This window comes from Ornithinimicrobium humiphilum, from assembly GCF_006716885.1.
Taxonomy (GTDB): domain Bacteria; phylum Actinomycetota; class Actinomycetes; order Actinomycetales; family Dermatophilaceae; genus Ornithinicoccus; species Ornithinicoccus humiphilus.
The window spans coordinates 1,921,748-1,934,930 of sequence record NZ_VFPU01000001.1 but is presented as its reverse complement, the minus strand read 5'-3'; the positions used below and the strand labels follow the sequence as shown (position 1 = coordinate 1,934,930).

Genomic DNA, 13,183 nt, shown 5'->3' with positions numbered 1-13,183 from the left:
TGCCCGTCAGTAGTCGTTCACGCTCGAGGCGTTGAGCACGTCGCACTGGTTGGGGTCGGCCGACTCGTAGCCGCGCATGAACCAGCCCATCCGCTGCTCGGAGGACCCGTGGGTCCAGGTGTGCGGGGTGACCTGACCCTGCATCTTCTCCTGGATGGAGTCGTCACCGACGGCCGAGGCGGCCGACAGGGCCGACTCGATGTCCTCGCGGCTCAGCGGCTCCAGCAGCAGGTTGCCGTCGGCGTCCTTGGTCTGCGTGGCGTTGCCCGCCCAGGCGCCGGCGAAGCAGTCGGCCTGCAGCTCGACCCGGACGGCGCCGGACTCCGGGCCCTGCGCGTCCTGCTGGGACGCCTTGAGGGCGCCGGTGTAGTTCTGGATGTGGTGGCCGTACTCGTGGCCCAGGACGTACATCTGCGAGAAGCTGCCGCCGTCACCGCCGAGCTGACCCTCCAGCTGCTGGAAGAAGGCGGTGTCGAGGTAGATGTGGCGGTCGACCGGGCAGTAGAACGGCCCGACCGCGCTGGAGGCCTGACCGCAGCCGGTGTTGACGCCGCCGCTGAAGAGGATCGCGTCGGCGGGCTGGGCCGAGGGGTAGGCCGCGGTCCAGTAGTCCTCGAGCGAGAGCATGGTCGCCTTCATGCGGCAGTCGATGTTCTCGTTGGCGTCCGCGCCCGTCCGGCACTCCGCCAGATCGACGTTCTGGGCGTTCGAGGTGGTGGGCTCCTGCCCGCCCAGGATGGCTCCAGGGTCGCCGCCCAGCAGCATGACGACGAGGGCGAGCACGAGCGCGCCGAGACCGCCGCCGACGGCGAGACCCCCGCTGCCTCCGCCGCCGCGGCTCGCGCGGCCGGCCCCGATGTTGGCGTTCTCCCGGAACGTCATGTCACCCTCCACGGTGCGAGGAAAACGGCTGGTCGGCCGACCAGGCCATGCGCGTAGACTAGCCAGCCGACCCTGCGGCCGCATGCGCGGTCCTCGCGAGTCGCACCCATCACCCTCACCGCCCCTCCGTGCGGTGACGCACGCCCGTGCCAGGAAGGAGCCCGCCGATGATCACCGCCTCCGGCGTCGAGGTCCGTGTCGGTTCCCGCCTGCTCATGGACGAGGTGAACTTCCGGGTCGGTCCCGGCGACCGCGTCGGTCTCGTCGGACGCAACGGTGCCGGCAAGACGACGCTGACGAAGATCCTCGCGGGGCAGGGGCAGCCGGCGGCCGGCACGATCACCCGCACCGGCGAAGTCGGCTACCTGCCGCAGGACCCGCGCACGGGCGACCTCGAGGTCCTGGGCCGCGACCGCATCCTGTCCGCCCGCGGCCTCGACACCGTCATCCGGGACATGCGCGCCGCCGAGGAGACGATGGGCAGCGCCGACGGCGAGCTGCGAGACAAGGCGATGCGCCGATACTCCCGCCTGGAGGCGGAGTTCACGTCGCGGGGAGGCTACGCCGCGGAGTCGGAGGCGGCGTCCATCGCCAGCTCCCTCGGCCTGCCCGAGCGGGTCCTCGCCCAGCCGCTGCGGACGCTCTCCGGTGGCCAGCGCCGCCGCATCGAGCTCGCCCGGATCCTCTTCTCCGGCGCCGAGACCCTGCTCCTCGACGAGCCGACCAACCACCTCGACGCCGACTCCATCGTCTGGCTGCGCGAGCACCTGCGCTCCTACGCCGGTGGTCTCATGGTGATTTCCCACGACGTCGACCTCGTCGAGACCGTCGTTAACAAGGTCTTCTACCTCGACGCCAACCGGCAGGTCATCGACATCTACAACATGGGCTGGAAGGCCTACCTGCTGCAGCGCGAGGCCGACGAGCGCCGCCGGCACCGCGAGCGTGCCAACGCCGAGAAGAAGGCCGCGGCGCTGCTGGCGCAGGCCGACAAGATGCGGGCCAAGGCCACCAAGGCCGTGGCCGCCCAGAACATGGCCCGCCGCGCCGAGCGCATGCTCTCCGGGCTGGAGGCCGAGCGCCAGACCGACCGGGTCGCCAAGCTGCGCTTCCCGACCCCCGCGCCCTGCGGCCGCACGCCGCTCACCGCCGAGGGGTTGTCGAAGTCCTACGGGTCGCTGGAGATCTTCACCGACGTCGACCTGGCGATCGACCGCGGCTCCAAGGTGGTCGTGCTCGGGCTCAACGGTGCCGGCAAGACCACCCTGCTGCGCATCCTTGCCGGCATCGACAGGCCGGACACCGGCGAGGTCGTGCACGGCCACGGGCTGCGGCTGGGCTACTACGCCCAGGAGCACGAGACGCTCGACGTCAAGCGCTCGGTGCTCGAGAACATGAAGTCGGCCGCGCCCGACCTCGACGAGACCGAGACCCGCAAGGTGCTGGGCTCCTTCCTCTTCACCGGGGACGACGTGGACAAGCCCGCCGGGGTGCTCTCCGGCGGCGAGAAGACCCGCCTGGCCCTCGCCACGCTGGTCGTCTCCGCCGCCAACGTGCTGCTCCTCGACGAGCCCACCAACAACCTCGACCCGGCCTCCCGGGAAGAAGTTCTGTCCGCGCTGCGTAACTACGAGGGTGCGGTCGTCCTCGTGAGCCACGACGAGGGAGCGGTCACCGCCCTCGAGCCGGAGCGCGTGCTGCTGCTCCCCGACGGGGTGGAGGACCTCTGGGGCCGTGACTACGAGGACCTGATCGCCCTGGCCTGAGGAGGCACCGCATGACGATGGGTGTGGGGATGCGCCCAGGCGCCTCCATCCGCAGCTTCGCGAAGGACCCGTCGGTGCGCGACCACCGGCTGCGCCGCGGCACCGCGCGACGCGTCCTGCGCTACGGCGGGCCGTTCCGGCGCGAGATCACGGCCTACCTGCTGCTGACCGTGCTGGCCGGCGGGCTGGTGACCCTCGTGCCGCTGCTGCTGCAGCGGATCATCGACGACGGCGTGGTCCCGCAGGCCCGCGACGTCGTCGTGCGCCTCGGCCTGCTCGTCGCCGCGATCGCGGTGCTGGAGTCGGTCGTCACGGTCGTGAGCCGCTGGCTGGGCTCGCGCATCGGCGAGGGCCTGATCCTCGACCTGCGCACCGAGGTCTTCGCGCACGTGCTGCGCCAGCCGATCGCCTTCTTCACCCGGGCCCAGACCGGAGCCCTGGTCAGCCGGCTCAACAACGACGTCATCGGCGCGCAGACCGCCTTCACCTCGATCCTGTCGGGGCTGGTGAGCAACGTCGTCCAGATCGTCCTCATCCTGGCCGCGCTGCTGTCGATGAGCTGGCAGATCACGGTGCTGGCGCTCCTGCTGCTCCCGATCTTCCTCGTCCCGGCCCGGCTCATGGGTGCGCGGCTGTCCGCCCTGACCCGGCGGCAGATGACGCTCAACGCCGAGATGCAGGCGCGGATGACCGAGCGCTTCAACGTCGCCGGCGCGCTCCTGGTGCGTCTCTTCGGACGCCCGGCCGAGGAGGACGAGGAGTATGCCGCCCGCGCCGCCGGGGTGCGCGACGCCGGCGTCTCGATCGCCGTCAACCGGGTGATCTTCATGGCCGGGCTCGGGCTGGTGGCGTCGCTGGCCACGGCTCTGGTCTACGGCCTCGGCGGCCTGATGGCCGTCGCCGGGGAGCTGACGGTCGGCACCCTGGTCGCGATGGCCGCCCTGCTCTCGCGGCTCTACGCCCCGCTCACGGCGCTGTCCAATGTGCGTGTCGACATCATGACCGCGCTGGTCTCCTTCGAGCGCATCTTCGAGGTGCTCGATCTGCAACCGCTGGTGCGGGAGGCCGATGAGCCCGAGGAGATCCCCGACGGGCCGGTCGGGGTCCGCCTGGAGGACGTCACCTTCGCCTATCCCGCGGCAGACGAGGTGTCGCTGGCGTCGCTGGAGCAGCGCCCCGGCGCCGAGACCTTCGACGGCCACCCGGTGCTGCGCGGCATCGACCTCGACGTGCCGGCCGGGGCCATGGTCGCTCTCGTGGGGCCCTCGGGCGCCGGCAAGACCACGCTCACCACCCTCGTCGCCCGGCTCTACGACCCCACAGAGGGGCGCGTGAGCATCGGCGGCGTGGACCTGCGCAAGGCGTCCACCGAGTCGCTGCGGCGGACCGTCGGTGTGGTCACGCAGGAGGCCCACATGTTCAACGACACCGTGGGCGCCAACCTGCGCTACGCCCGTCCCGGCGTGAGCGACCCCGAGATCTGGGAGGCGCTGCGGGCCGCCCGGATCGACGGTCTGGTCGCGAGCCTGCCCGACGGGCTCGACACCGTCGTCGGTGACCGCGGCCATCGCCTCTCCGGCGGCGAGAAGCAGCGTCTCGCCATCGCCCGCCTGCTCCTCAAGAGTCCGGCGGTCGTCGTCCTCGACGAGGCGACCGCGCACCTCGACAGCGAGTCCGAGGCCGCCGTGCAGCGGGCCCTCGACGAGGCGCTGACCGGGCGCACCTCGCTGGTCATCGCCCACCGGCTCTCCACGGTGCGCGACGCCGACCTCATCCTCGTGCTCGACCGTGGCGAGGTCGTGCAGCGCGGCACCCATGCCGAGCTCCTGGCCGCGGGCGGGCTCTACAAGACGTTGCACGACACGCAGTTCCGGGACTGAGCGATCCCTACGGTCCCGGCGGGGGAGCCCCTCGCGGGTCTACCCTGACCCCCAGCCGGAGCCGCAGCATCGCAGGGAGGTGGCCCCCGTGGCGCGGGAATCTCGCGGGCGGCACGACGCCGCCCGGTCCCAGACCCGCCGACGCAGTCTCGTCGGCCAGCTGCCCACGCCCCTCCGAGCCTTCCTGGCCACCGAGGCCGGTGGGGCCCTGCTGCTGCTGGTCGCCACAGCGGTCGCCCTGGTCTGGGCCAACTCGCCGTGGTCGGGGTCCTACGAGGCGCTGTGGGGGACCGAGGCCGGGATCCGCGTCGGCGCCCTCGACCTGGCCATGGACCTCGGTCACTGGGTCAACGACGCGCTCATGGCGCTCTTCTTCTTCGTCATCGGGCTGGAGGTGCGTCGTGAGCTGTCGGTCGGCGAGCTGACCGACCGCCGCCGCGTGACGGTGCCCCTGCTCGCGGGCGTGGGCGGCATGCTGCTGCCGGCCGCGATCTTCCTGCTCGTGGCCCCGGGGGGAGAGGCGGCGCGTGCCTGGGCGGCCGTGATCGGCACCGACACCGCCTTCCTGCTCGGCGCGCTCGCCGTGGTGGGACCCCGGCTGTCCACCCAGCTGCGCGTCTTCCTGCTGACGCTGACCGTCGTGGACGACGTGGTGGCGGTGAGCGTCATCGGCCTCTTCTACTCGGGCGAGGTGCGCGTCCTGCCGATGGTCCTCATGGCGGCCCTCGGCGCCGTCATCGCCCTGCTCAGCAGTCGGGGGGTATGGCGCACCGCCCCCTACGCGGCCCTCGTCGTGCTGCTGTGGCTGGCGACGGTCGAGGCGGGGCTGCACGCCTCGATCGCCGGGATGCTGGGTGGGCTGCTGGTCGGAGCCTCCCGGCCGCGGCGCGACAGGGTGCTGGAGGCCGCCGAGCGCGTGCGCGCCTTCGCCCAGTCGCCCATGGTCGAGGTGGGCCGCTCGGCCAGGGCCGGGCTGGAGCGGTCGATGTCGGTCAACGAGCGGCTGCAGGCGGCGCTGCACCCGTGGTCGAGCTATGTCGTCGTCCCGGTCTTCGCGCTCGCCAACGCCGGTGTGGACCTGCGTGGTGGGGTCCTCGCCGACGCCCTCTCGTCGCGGCTGACGTGGGCGGTGGCGCTCGGGCTCGTCGTCGGGAAGTTCGTCGGCATCGGGACGACCGCCCTCCTGGCCGCGCGGCTGGGGGCGGGCTCGCTGCCGGTGGGCGTCGGTCGCGGGCACGTCCTGGGCGGCGCCGCCCTGTCGGGCATCGGCTTCACGGTCTCCCTGCTCGTGGTCGGGCTCGCGCTCGACGACCCTGTCCTGCGCGACGAGGCGACCGTCGGCGTGCTGCTGGCGGCGCTCCTGGCCACGGCGCTCGGTTGGGCGACCTTCCGCCTCGCGGCCCTGCGCGGCGAGGGGGACGCCGACCTGCCCCGCCGGCTCGCCCGGCCCGTCGACCCCGAGGTCGACCACGTCAAGGGGCCCGCGGACGCCCCGCTGACCCTGGTGGAGTACGGCGACTACGAGTGCCCCTTCTGCGCCCGCGCGACGGGGGTCGGCGACGAGCTCCGGCGGCGCTTCGGCGACCGGCTGCGTTATGTCTTCCGCCACCTGCCCCTGCACGACGTCCACCCGCGCGCCGAGCTGGCGGCCCGGGCCGCGGTGGCCGCCGGGCTGCAGGGGCGCTTCTGGCAGATGCACGAGGCGCTCTACGCCCACCAGGACGCCCTCGACTACGACGACCTGGTCGGTCACGCCCAGGACGTCGGGCTCGACGTCGACCGGTTCGTCCGCGACCTCGACAGCCCGGAGGTCGTGCTGCGCGTGCGCGACGACGTGGCCAGCGCCGAGGCCAGCGGGGCACGCGGCACGCCGACCTTCTTCGTCGGGGAGGAACGTCATACCGGCCCGTGGGACGCCGAGACGTTGGCGAGGGCCCTCGAAGAGGGCTGACCGGGACCGGGCGAGCCTCAGAGGGCGCGGGTGGAGCCTCCGTCGACGGTGATCACCGAGCCGGTCACGTAGGACGCCATCGGTGAGGTCACGAAGGCGGCGACCGCCCCGAACTCCTCGGGCTGGCCGTAGCGGCGCAGCGGGATCGCGGCGAGGGCCCGCTCGCGCACGGCGGCGGGGTCGTCGGCGGCCTCCTCGAGCTCGCGCAGCCGGTCGGTCTCGAAACGGCCGGGCAGCACCGCGTTGACCCGGTGGCCGCGGGGACCGTGCTCGTCGGCGAGGCTCTTGGCCGCCATCGCCAGGCCGGGGCGCAGGCCGTTGGAGATGCCGAGGCCCGCGAGCGGGCTGCGCACCGAGGTGGACAGCACCAGCGTCACGGCGATGGGGGAGCGGGCGGTCGTCAGGGCCGTTCGCGCGAGCCGGACGGCGCCGAGGAAGACGCTGTCGAAGGCGTCCCGCCACTGCTCGTCGGTCGCCTCGGTCACGCTGCCGCCGGGCGGACCACCGACGCTGATGACGACGCCGTCGAGCCGGCCGAAGGTCTCCTCCGCCTCCTCGAGCAGCCGCTCCGCGGCGTCGTCGTCGGCCAGGTCGGCCACGGACCCGACGGCCGTCCCCGGGCCGATCTCGCCCAGCTCGCGCGACGCCGCCTCGACGTCCTCAGCCGAGCGGGCGGCCAGGAGCACGTCGGCGCCGTCGCGCACGAGGGCCTCGGCGGTGGCCCGGCCCAGCCCGCGGGAGGCTCCGGTGACGAGATAGGCGCGTCCTGCGAGTCCGAGGTCCATGGGCCCATCGTGCCAGCAGCGGTCAGGGCGCCCGCAGGCCCCCGCACGGCGGAGCAGGTGCCTACTCGTCCTCCTCGTCCCAGATGCGCACCTTGCGCGGGCGGGGTTCCCGGCGCGGCTTCCCGGCGTCGTCGAGGGCCTGCTGACGGGCCATGACGAGGACGAGGACCACGCCGGCCGGGACGGTGAGCCACCACTGGATGGCGTAGGCGAAGTGGGACCCGAGCCGCACGTCGGGCTCCGGCAGCGGCTCCGGGCGCGGCACCTCCGGGTCCTCGCCCTGCAGCAGGACGTAGGCCCCGACGAGGTCGAGGCCGGTCGCCGCACCCAGGGCGGGCAGGTCGATGGACGCCAGCTGCCCGGCGGGCAGGTCGCGGCCCAGGTCGGGCTCGGAGGGGCGCAGCCATCCGGTCACCGTCACCTCGCCGGTCGGCGGGGGCGGCACCTCGGGGCGCGTCGCGGCGGTGCGTCCGGAGGGCACCCACCCGCGGTCGACCGTGACCGCGCTGCCGTCGGCGAGCACCAGGGGTACGAGCACCTCGTAGCCGAAGACGCCCTCGCGCGGACGGTTGCGGACGAGGTGCTCGGCGCCGGCGGCGTAGGTGCCGGTGACCTCGATCCTGCGCCACTGGTCGTCGTGGGCCAGCGGGGCCCCAGGACCGGTCAGGACGTCCGACAGGGGCACCGGCGGGGCGGAGTAGTTGGTCGCGATCAGGTGCCGGCGCTCGGCCTTCTCCTGGTAGCGGCCGTACTGCCACAGACCGAGCCCGGCCGTGATCGTGCCGAACAGCACGGCGAGCAGCAGGTAGGCGATCCAGCGCGGACGCCTCAGGACCCCCAGCACCTCAGCCGTCAGCCTCCGTCAGGTCCCCCGCGGGGATCACCTCGAGGAGGAAGCCCCGGGCGCGGACGAAGCTGCTCAGGGAGTCGCGGTGCTCGTCGCAGGCGAGCCAGACCTTGCGCCGCCCGGGAGCGTGCAGGGTGGGGTTGCGCCAGACGACCGCGTGCGGGGCCTCCGCCCGGCACGCCTTGGCGCTGCAGACCAGCCGCCGGTCGGCCGGCGGCGTCGCACCGGTCACGAGCCCTCCCGTCCTGCCTCGTCGTCGGTGTCCGGGGCGGGCCGGGTCGAGCTCGACACCACGGTGCCGACGATCGGCGCCGCGGGGACCGGCGCCGAGGGCTCGGCCGGCGCGGGGTCGGCCGCCGCGAGCCCGCGCACCGGCGAGGCGGGGGTGGAGTCCTGGACCGTCGCCCCGCGCCGGTCGACGGCGTTGGCGACGACGACGGCGATGGAGGGCACGACGGTGGCGAAGACCGCCAGGGACACGCCGAGCACGAGGTGGCCGTGCAGGAGCAGCCAGACGGACGTGGGGAAACCGGCGATGCGCAGGCCCATGGCGACCAGGTAGGTGCGCATCCGGCGCCGCCGGTCGTCCTCGACCCCCACCCGCGCCGTCGTCACGGCCTGGACCGGACGACGGCCCGGCCCGCTGGTCCGACGCGATGCGGTGGTGGGCACCTGTCCACGATACGACTACGGTGTTCCCGTGAACGACTCGACCAGCACCACGTCCTCGCCCTCGGCCGTCCTGGTCACCGGCGGCAACCGCGGCATCGGCCTGGCCATCGCCCGCTCCTTCGCCGAGGCCGGCCACGACGTCGTCGTCACCCACCGCAGCGGGGAGCCCCCGGAGGGCCTGCGCGGGGTGCTGTGCGACGTGACGGACACCGAGGCCGTCGACCGCGCGTTCACAGAGGCCGAGGAGATCCTGGGCCGCCCGATCGACGTGCTGGTCGCCAACGCGGGCATCACCAAGGACGGCCTGCTCATGCGGATGAGCGACGAGGACTTCGACGCGGTCCTCGACACCAACCTCACCGGGGCCTTCCGCTGCGCCCGACGGGCCGTCAAGGGCATGATCCGGGCCCGGCACGGGCGGATCATCCTCATCTCCTCGGTGGTGGGCCTGTTCGGCGGGGCCGGCCAGACCAACTACTCCGCGTCCAAGGCGGGCCTGGTCGGTCTCGCCCGTTCCATCACGCGTGAGCTGGGCGGACGCGGCATCACCGCCAACGTCGTCGCGCCGGGCTTCATCGAGACCGAGATGACCGAGCAGCTGCCCGAGGACCGGCAGAAGGCCTACCTGGCCAGCATCCCCGCCGGGCGCTTCGCCTCCGCCGACGAGGTCGCGCGCGTCGTCCGCTGGCTGGCCGGCCCGGACGCGGGCTACATCTCCGGCGCCGTCATCCCGGTCGACGGCGGCCTCGGCATGGGGCACTGACACGTCGCTGACGCGCCCGCGGGGGTGCCCGTCGCCCTGCCCGGGACGGGCTAGAGTCTGCCCATGCTCATGGACGGCAAGAAGCTGCTGATCACCGGTGTCCTCATGGACAGCTCCATCGCGTTCCACGTCGCGAGGCTCGCGCAGGAGCAGGGCGCGGAGGTGGTGCTGACCTCCTTCGGCCGCACCTTCAGGATCACCCAGACCATCGCCAAGCGGCTGCCGCGCCCGGCGCCGGTCATCGAGCTCGACGTCACCGACCAGGAGCACCTGGACACCCTCGCGGAGCGGCTCGGCGAGCACGTCGACTCCCTCGACGGGGTGCTGCACTCGATCGGCTACGCCCCGCAGGGCGCCTTCGACTTCATGAACGCCAGGTGGGAGGACGTCGCCACCGCGATGCAGGTCAGCGCCTACTCGTTGAAGTCGCTGACGACCGCCTGCCTGCCGCGCATGGGCGCCGGCGGCAGCGTCGTCGGCCTGACCTTCGACGCGCAGTACGCCTGGCCGGTCTACGACTGGATGGGCGTGGCCAAGGCCGCCTTCGAGGCCACCAGCCGTTACCTGGCGCGCGACCTCGGCCCGATGGGCATCCGCTCCAACCTGGTCTCGGCAGGGCCCATCGCCACCACCGCAGCCAAGTCGATCCCGGACTTCGACCAGTTCGCGAAGTGGGGCGAGCACGCGCCGCTGGGCTGGGACGTCAAGGACCCGGTGCCGGCCGCCCAGGCCTGCCTCGCGCTGCTGTCCGACTGGTTCCCGGCGACCACCGGCGAGATCGTGCACGTCGACGGCGGCTACCACGCCACCGGCTTCTAGCGCCGCCGGGCCGACGTCCTAGGACGTCTCGCCGTGCCGGCGGTGTATCCCGGGTGCCCCCTGCGCGCTCCACATCCCGTCAGGATCGTTGCCACGCAGGGGGAGGCACCATGTCCAGCACCGTCTACCGTCCGACCGCCAGCGCAGCAGGGGTGCGCGCTGCGGTCCACACCGGCCTCGAGAGACTCACGGAGGTGCTCGCGGCGCACAGCGTCGACGCCCTCCGGGTCAGCCTGGGGCTGGTCTTCCTGGCGTTCGCCTCGGTGAAGTACGTCGCGGGGCTCAGCCCCGCGGAGGACCTCGCCGTGGCGACCGTCTCCCAGCTCACGTTCGGGGTCGTCACCGGCTCGTCCGCGCTGCTCCTCACCGCGGTGACCGAGACCGTCATCGGGCTGACGCTGCTCACCGGGCGCCTGGTCCGGCTGGGCCTGGTCGTCATGGCCGGGGCGATGGTCGGCATCATGTCGCCGCTCGTCCTCTTTCCGGACCAGATGTGGGTCGACGGTGGGCCGACCCTCGTCGGCCAGTACGTCTTCAAGGACGTCGTGCTCGTGGCGGGGGCGCTGGTCGTCGCCGCGCACGCACTCGGCGCCCGGATGCGCACCGACGCCGAGGACTGAGCCGTCGGAGCGGGGCGCGGGCCGGTCACCGGTCCGCGCCCCTGCCGTGCCCGGGCCACCTCAGCCGTCGCAGAGCGCGAGGTCGGTCTGGGCGAGCGGCATACCCTCCTCGATGACGTAGGTGACGAGCAGCACGACGTCCTCGTCGCCCTCGTTGACGCCCTCGTGCACGTAGCCGGCCCCTTCGACGAGGCTGTCGCCGGCGGAGTAGACGTGCATGCCGCCGGGGTAGACCGGGGCGTGGTGGGTCAGCTCACCCTGCTCGACGATGGCCAGCAGCTGGCCGTGGTGGCAGTGCAGGCCGGTCCCAGCGCCGGGCGGGATGGTGATCCGCCGGTAGGTCATCGTGACCGGGCCGTCCACGTCGACCTCGACGGCCTCGCCGCGCTCGCCGGCGCCGAGCTCCTCGACCGAGACGGCCGCGGCGGTCTCCGTGGCCGGTTCCTCCTCCGGTGCGACCGGGCCGGCCGCCGCCTCCTCCGTGGAGGGCAGGACGACGCAGCCGGCGAGCAGCGCGCAGGGGAGCAGCCCCAGGGCGACGGCGCGGCGGGCACGGCGTGACGGGGACCGGTGCGCACGGCTCATGGGCCGACTGTAGGGGTTCCGGGGTGCATCTGGACAGGGCTCGAGACGACCGTGATGCCCACGCCCGACCCGACGTCCGTCGAGCCTCCCGCACGCGGTGCACCGCGACCGGTATCTTTCCCGGCGACCCGCGGCCCGGCGGGCGGCGAGGCAGCCGACCCGACCCGGCACCGCTCGCTCGTGACAAGGAGGACTCGCATGTCCGCTGCAGTACCTGATACCAAGGGGAAGAAGACCGCCCCGCTCGCCCGGGTGATGCGCCCGGTCAACTCCCTGGTGGAGCGCTTCATCCCCAGCGCCTTCGTCTTCGCCGTCGTCCTGACGTTCGTCGTGGCCCTCGCAGCCCTGGTGCTCACCGAGTCCGGCCCGGTCGAGGTCCTCGAGGGCTGGGGCCAGGGGCTGTCCGGGCTGCTGGCCTTCATGACCCAGATGGCGCTCATCCTGCTGCTCGGCCACACCCTGGCCAACACCGGCCCGGTCCGTCGCCTGCTCGCGCGCCTCGGCGGCGTGCCGAAGACCGTCCTGCAGGCCTACCTCTTCGTCTTCGTCATCGCCTCCCTGGCCTCGCTCATCACCTGGGGTCTGGGCCTGGTGGTCGGTGTGCTGCTGGCCAAGGAGGTCGCCGCCCAGGGCCGCGAGCGCGGTCTGCGCCTGCACTTCCCGATGCTCGTGGCCGCGGGCTACTCCGGCTACGTCATCTGGCACATGGGCTACTCGGCCTCGGGCCCGCTGACCGCGGCCACCGAGGGGTCCTTCATCGCCGAGCAGCTGGGCCGCACCATCCCCGTGGGCGAGACCATCTTCACGTGGTGGAACATCGCCGCGGCGATCGCGACGATCGTCGTCGTCGGCATCGCGCTGGCGCTCGTCGCCCCGCGCGAGGGCGAGGACGTCATCGAGCTGGGCTTCGACGCCCGCGACATGGACGACGTGGACCTGGACGACGAGGTCGTCACCCCGGCCGACCGGGTCGACGCCAGCCGCATCGTCACCCTGCTCGTCGGCCTCGCGCTGGCGGGCTACCTCGTCCTGCACTTCAGCAACGGTGGGACGCTGACCCTCGACGTCGTCAACTGGACCTTCCTGGCGCTGATCCTGCTGCTCGTCCGCAACACCTTCGAACTCATCGCGCTCGTGAAGAACGCCGCCTCCAACGTCGGCGAGATCCTGCTCCAGTTCCCGCTCTACGCCGGGATCATGGGGATCATGACCGCGACCGGTCTGATCAAGGTGTTCTCCGACTGGGTGGTCGGCATCGCCACCCCGACGACCTTCGGCCTGCTCGCCTTCCTCTCGGCGGGCGTGGTGAACTTCTTCGTCCCCTCCGGAGGCGGGCAGTTCGCCGTGCAGGGCCCGGTCATGCTGGACGCCGCGGAGCGCCTCGGTGTCGACCCGTCGGTCGCGATCATGGCGATCGCCTACGGCGACCAGTGGACCAACATGATCCAGCCGTTCTGGGCGTTGCCGGTCCTCGCCATCGCCTCGCTCAAGATGCGCGACCTGCTCGGCTACACCACGGTCACGCTCATCGCGTCGGGGCTGGTCTTCGGCGCCACGATGCTGCTCGTGGGGTTCGTCCTGTAGCCGCTCGTCGCCATCGGTGAGCCGGCCCG

General features: G+C 72.9%; 13 protein-coding genes. 7 read left to right on the top strand and 6 right to left on the bottom strand.

The genetic code is table 11. The annotated features are described in order from the left end of the window. Nucleotides 1-6: 6 nt before the first annotated feature. Entirely contained in the window at nt 7-882 is an 876-nt protein-coding gene (gene ypfJ, locus FB476_RS09160) for a KPN_02809 family neutral zinc metallopeptidase (protein ID WP_141818488.1), read from the bottom strand. 167 nt (nt 883-1,049) lie between these two features. Here ypfJ and FB476_RS09155 point away from each other — a divergent pair, with 167 nt between their 5' ends. The 3 genes from FB476_RS09155 (at nt 1,050) to nhaA (ending at nt 6,479) form a co-directional block, all read left to right on the top strand. After that, the gene (locus FB476_RS09155; protein ID WP_141818487.1) at nt 1,050-2,648 is read left to right on the top strand and encodes an ABC-F family ATP-binding cassette domain-containing protein; all 1,599 of its coding nucleotides are present in this window, start codon (nt 1,050-1,052) and stop codon (nt 2,646-2,648) included. Nucleotides 2,649-2,665: 17 nt separating this feature from the next. After that, nucleotides 2,666-4,528 carry an ABC transporter ATP-binding protein gene (locus FB476_RS09150; RefSeq protein WP_141820106.1) on the top strand — a complete coding sequence of 621 codons (1,863 nt, stop codon included), beginning with the start codon at nt 2,666-2,668 and terminating at the stop codon, nt 4,526-4,528. Nucleotides 4,529-4,616: 88 nt separating this feature from the next. Next, nucleotides 4,617-6,479 carry a Na+/H+ antiporter NhaA gene (gene nhaA, locus FB476_RS09145; protein ID WP_238329639.1) on the top strand — a complete coding sequence of 621 codons (1,863 nt, stop codon included), beginning with the start codon at nt 4,617-4,619 and terminating at the stop codon, nt 6,477-6,479. Nucleotides 6,480-6,496: 17 nt separating this feature from the next. Here nhaA and FB476_RS09140 read toward each other — a convergent pair whose 3' ends face one another. The 4 genes from FB476_RS09140 to FB476_RS09125 all read right to left on the bottom strand — a co-directional run bounded on the left by FB476_RS09140 (nt 6,497) and on the right by FB476_RS09125 (nt 8,783). After that, nucleotides 6,497-7,264: an SDR family oxidoreductase gene (locus FB476_RS09140; protein WP_141818485.1), complete on the bottom strand. Its 768-nt coding sequence runs from the start codon at nt 7,262-7,264 to the stop codon at nt 6,497-6,499. Between the two features lie 61 nt (nt 7,265-7,325). Continuing rightward, nucleotides 7,326-8,108: an SURF1 family cytochrome oxidase biogenesis protein gene (locus FB476_RS09135; RefSeq protein WP_238329638.1), complete on the bottom strand. Its 783-nt coding sequence runs from the start codon at nt 8,106-8,108 to the stop codon at nt 7,326-7,328. 1 nt (nt 8,109) lies between these two features. Beyond that, a complete protein-coding gene (locus FB476_RS09130) occupies nt 8,110-8,343 on the bottom strand; it encodes a hypothetical protein (protein WP_141818484.1) in 234 nt (77 codons plus the stop codon). Then, complete coding sequence (locus tag FB476_RS09125; protein ID WP_141818483.1) at nt 8,340-8,783, bottom strand: DUF3099 domain-containing protein; 444 nt, start codon at nt 8,781-8,783, stop codon at nt 8,340-8,342. The genes FB476_RS09130 and FB476_RS09125 overlap by 4 nt, the downstream gene beginning before the upstream one ends. A 28-nt stretch (nt 8,784-8,811) precedes the next feature. On the opposite strand from FB476_RS09125, the gene fabG reads away from it, so the two are divergent. The 3 genes from fabG to FB476_RS09110 all read left to right on the top strand — a co-directional run bounded on the left by fabG (nt 8,812) and on the right by FB476_RS09110 (nt 10,985). Continuing rightward, nucleotides 8,812-9,546 carry a beta-ketoacyl-ACP reductase gene (gene fabG / locus FB476_RS09120; RefSeq protein WP_141818482.1) on the top strand — a complete coding sequence of 245 codons (735 nt, stop codon included), beginning with the start codon at nt 8,812-8,814 and terminating at the stop codon, nt 9,544-9,546. A 63-nt stretch (nt 9,547-9,609) separates the two neighbouring features. Beyond that, nucleotides 9,610-10,365 carry an enoyl-ACP reductase FabI gene (fabI, locus tag FB476_RS09115; protein WP_141818481.1) on the top strand — a complete coding sequence of 252 codons (756 nt, stop codon included), beginning with the start codon at nt 9,610-9,612 and terminating at the stop codon, nt 10,363-10,365. A 110-nt stretch (nt 10,366-10,475) separates the two neighbouring features. After that, nucleotides 10,476-10,985, top strand: a complete 510-nt coding sequence (locus FB476_RS09110) for a DoxX family protein (RefSeq protein WP_141818480.1) — start codon at nt 10,476-10,478, stop codon at nt 10,983-10,985. Nucleotides 10,986-11,045: 60 nt separating this feature from the next. Here the strand turns inward: FB476_RS09110 and FB476_RS09105 are convergent, their stop codons facing one another. After that, entirely contained in the window at nt 11,046-11,570 is a 525-nt protein-coding gene (locus tag FB476_RS09105; RefSeq protein ID WP_141818479.1) for a cupin domain-containing protein, read from the bottom strand. Nucleotides 11,571-11,768: 198 nt separating this feature from the next. Between FB476_RS09105 and FB476_RS09100 the strand changes: the two genes are divergently transcribed. Continuing rightward, nucleotides 11,769-13,154: a short-chain fatty acid transporter gene (locus tag FB476_RS09100; RefSeq protein ID WP_238329637.1), complete on the top strand. Its 1,386-nt coding sequence runs from the start codon at nt 11,769-11,771 to the stop codon at nt 13,152-13,154. Nucleotides 13,155-13,183 lie beyond the last annotated feature (29 nt).

Excerpts from the sequence above, each read along its gene's own strand:
- FB476_RS09155 (WP_141818487.1), top strand. The coding sequence starts at position 1,050 with ATGATCACCGCCTCCGGCGTCGAGGTCCGTGTCGGTTCCCGCCTGCTC.
- fabI (WP_141818481.1), top strand. The coding sequence starts at position 9,610 with ATGCTCATGGACGGCAAGAAGCTGCTGATCACCGGTGTCCTCATGGAC.
- FB476_RS09150 (WP_141820106.1), top strand. The coding sequence starts at position 2,666 with ATGGGTGTGGGGATGCGCCCAGGCGCCTCCATCCGCAGCTTCGCGAAG.
- FB476_RS09110 (WP_141818480.1), top strand. The coding sequence starts at position 10,476 with ATGTCCAGCACCGTCTACCGTCCGACCGCCAGCGCAGCAGGGGTGCGC.
- FB476_RS09140 (WP_141818485.1), bottom strand. The coding sequence starts at position 7,264 with ATGGACCTCGGACTCGCAGGACGCGCCTATCTCGTCACCGGAGCCTCC.
- FB476_RS09100 (WP_238329637.1), top strand. The coding sequence starts at position 11,769 with ATGTCCGCTGCAGTACCTGATACCAAGGGGAAGAAGACCGCCCCGCTC.
- ypfJ (WP_141818488.1), bottom strand. The coding sequence starts at position 882 with ATGACGTTCCGGGAGAACGCCAACATCGGGGCCGGCCGCGCGAGCCGC.
- FB476_RS09105 (WP_141818479.1), bottom strand. The coding sequence starts at position 11,570 with ATGAGCCGTGCGCACCGGTCCCCGTCACGCCGTGCCCGCCGCGCCGTC.